Source organism: Neobacillus drentensis (genome assembly GCF_036966985.1).
Classification (GTDB): domain Bacteria; phylum Bacillota; class Bacilli; order Bacillales; family Cytobacillaceae; genus Neobacillus; species Neobacillus drentensis_E.
In genome coordinates this window covers 1-2,304 of record NZ_JBALSN010000574.1, presented here as the reverse complement: position 1 = coordinate 2,304, position 2,304 = coordinate 1, and the positions used below count along the sequence as shown (strand labels likewise).

2 protein-coding genes and 3 pseudogenes are annotated in these 2,304 nt (G+C 33.2%); all 5 read left to right on the top strand.

Features of this window, described 5'->3' with window-relative positions; genetic code table 11:
• The first annotated feature begins 242 nt into the window (after positions 1-242).
• Positions 243-506, top strand: a complete 264-nt coding sequence (locus V7659_RS28220; protein ID WP_335543375.1) for a metal-sensitive transcriptional regulator — start codon at positions 243-245, stop codon at positions 504-506.
• Between the two features lie 126 nt (positions 507-632).
• Positions 633-1,112, top strand: coding sequence for a DsrE/DsrF/DrsH-like family protein (locus V7659_RS28215; protein WP_335543374.1), 480 nt, complete (start codon positions 633-635; stop codon positions 1,110-1,112).
• A gap of 73 nt (positions 1,113-1,185) precedes the next feature.
• A pseudogene (locus V7659_RS28210) lies at positions 1,186-1,481 on the top strand (rhodanese-like domain-containing protein).
• A gap of 52 nt (positions 1,482-1,533) precedes the next feature.
• Positions 1,534-2,062 (top strand): annotated as a pseudogene (locus V7659_RS28205) (sulfurtransferase TusA family protein).
• Between the two features lie 111 nt (positions 2,063-2,173).
• Positions 2,174-2,304, top strand: a pseudogene (locus V7659_RS28200) (MBL fold metallo-hydrolase); the annotation flags it as partial.

The following is a 2,304-nucleotide window of genomic DNA, read 5'->3' as shown; positions in this document are numbered from 1 at the left end:
TATTTTCCTAGTGAAATGATACGTGTTTCTAAAAATGATGCTTTCCCAAGATAGAAAGCTTTTTAAAATGAATCTATTGACTTTATACCTATAGGGGTATATTATAGAGCTTGTCAATGACATCGTTTCATTGAAGGAGGCTTAAATGATATGTTAAATTTTAACAGCTTTCATTTTACCCCTTACTTTGTATAAAAGATAAGATATTTGATAGAAACTAATTTTTAGAGGAGGTAAAAAACATGGATTATAATGATCAAATGAAAAATAGGGTAAAACGCATTGAAGGACAGTTAAGAGGAATCTTAAAAATGATGGAAGAAAACAAGGACTGCAAAGAAGTTATTACTCAATTATCTGCAACAAGAAGTGCCATTGATCGGACTATCGGGTTAATTGTTAGTTCCAATTTAGTGGAATGTGTCCAAAAAGCAAATGAGCATGGGGAAAAAAGCATGGAAGAATTAGTAAAAGAAGCGGTAAATTTGCTAGTAAAGAGTCGATAAAAAAGGGTTGACACCCTCTTTTATTTTTACTAATATTTATACCCATAGGGGTAAAATTAAAAATTTTTTGAATTTATAAATACCTATACGGGTATAGGTAGGAAATTACATCTGGGAGGTCATAACATGACAGAAAAGAAAAAAACTACAATTGTATTATTTAGTGGAGATTATGATAAAGCTATGGCTGCTTATATTATCGCAAATGGAGCAGCTGCTTACGATCATGAAGTAACGATTTTCCATACATTTTGGGGATTAAATGCACTTCGTAAAGATGAACATATTCCCGTAAAAAAAGGCTTAATGGAAAAGATGTTTGGAAAAATGATGCCTAGAGGCGCTGATAAAATGGGTCTTTCCAAAATGAACTTTGGCGGATTCGGTCAGAAAATGATTAAAGATATTATGAAAAAGCATAATGCGATGCCACTACCACAATTAATCGAAATGGCACAAGAGCAGGAAGTAAAACTTGTAGCTTGTACCATGACCATGGATTTGTTAGGTCTTAAACAAGAAGAGCTTTTAGATAACATTGACTATGCAGGAGTAGCAACATATTTAGCTGATGCAGAGGAAGGAAATGTGAATCTGTTTATATAATACCTTTCTTTATGTTAAAGAGATTCTTACCAACATGCTTGTTCTTAAACAAAATAATAGGAGGAACTTCAAAATGAAACAAATTACAGTAAAAGAAGTTGAAACATTATTAAACGAGGGAAAAACATTAAATATCATTGATGTTCGTAAAGTGGATGAAGTTGCAGATGGCAAAATTCCAGGTGCCACAAACATTCCATTAGGATTAGTTGAATTTCGTATGCATGAATTAGAAAAAAAAAAGAGTATATTATGGTGTGCCGTTCAGGTGGCAGAAGTGGTCGCGCCACACAATTCCTTGAAAGCTATGGATTCAAGGTGATTAACATGGCTGGTGGGATGCTTGCTTGGGAAGGTAAAGTTGAATAAATTTTTTTAATAAAAATAATACCCTTATAGGTATAAAAACAGGAGGTCTATCATGAATATCATAACAGCAAACGTAATTTTAGATGCAAAAGGATTAGCATGTCCAATGCCGATTGTAAAAACAAAAAANNGATAAAGGATCCAAAGCCGATATGAAAGCATGGGCTGAAAGTACTGGACATCATTATTTAGGAACCATCGAAGAAGGCGATGTATTAAAGCACTACCTTCGCAAATCTTCTAATGATGAATTAAATGAAAGAAATCATCCAAATGTTATCAATAATGAAGAACTTGAAAAAAAGCTTGAATCAAATGAAAATATCGTAGTAATCGATGTAAGAGAAGCTGCAGAATATGCTTTCCATCATATTCCTAACGCGATCTCCATTCCATTAGGTGAATTGGAAGAGAGAATAAATGAATTAAACAAACAAGATCAAATTATTGTCGTCTGCCGGACAGGAAACCGCAGTGATCTTGCTGCACAAAAATTAGTGGATAAAGGTTTTACTAGTGTAATTAATGTTGTTCCAGGAATGAGCCAGTGGACTGGTGACACAACAGGTAGCATTAATTAATGGTAATCGGTTTGATCCTGATAGCATCATGTTGGCACTTAAGAATTAGATTGCAGACTTATGGATCAGATATTTTTTTAAATAAAATTATACCGTGGGGGGTAAATAGAGATGACCGTAAATGAAATGACTTCTAAAGAGGTAACGAAAAAAGTTTTTAATAAAGAAGAGTTATTTATCTTTGATGTGCGTAATGAAAGTGATTTTATAGATTGGAAAATTGAAGGCGAAAACTTTGAGTA

Excerpts from the sequence above, each read along its gene's own strand:
- V7659_RS28220 (WP_335543375.1), top strand. The coding sequence starts at position 243 with ATGGATTATAATGATCAAATGAAAAATAGGGTAAAACGCATTGAAGGA.
- V7659_RS28215 (WP_335543374.1), top strand. The coding sequence starts at position 633 with ATGACAGAAAAGAAAAAAACTACAATTGTATTATTTAGTGGAGATTAT.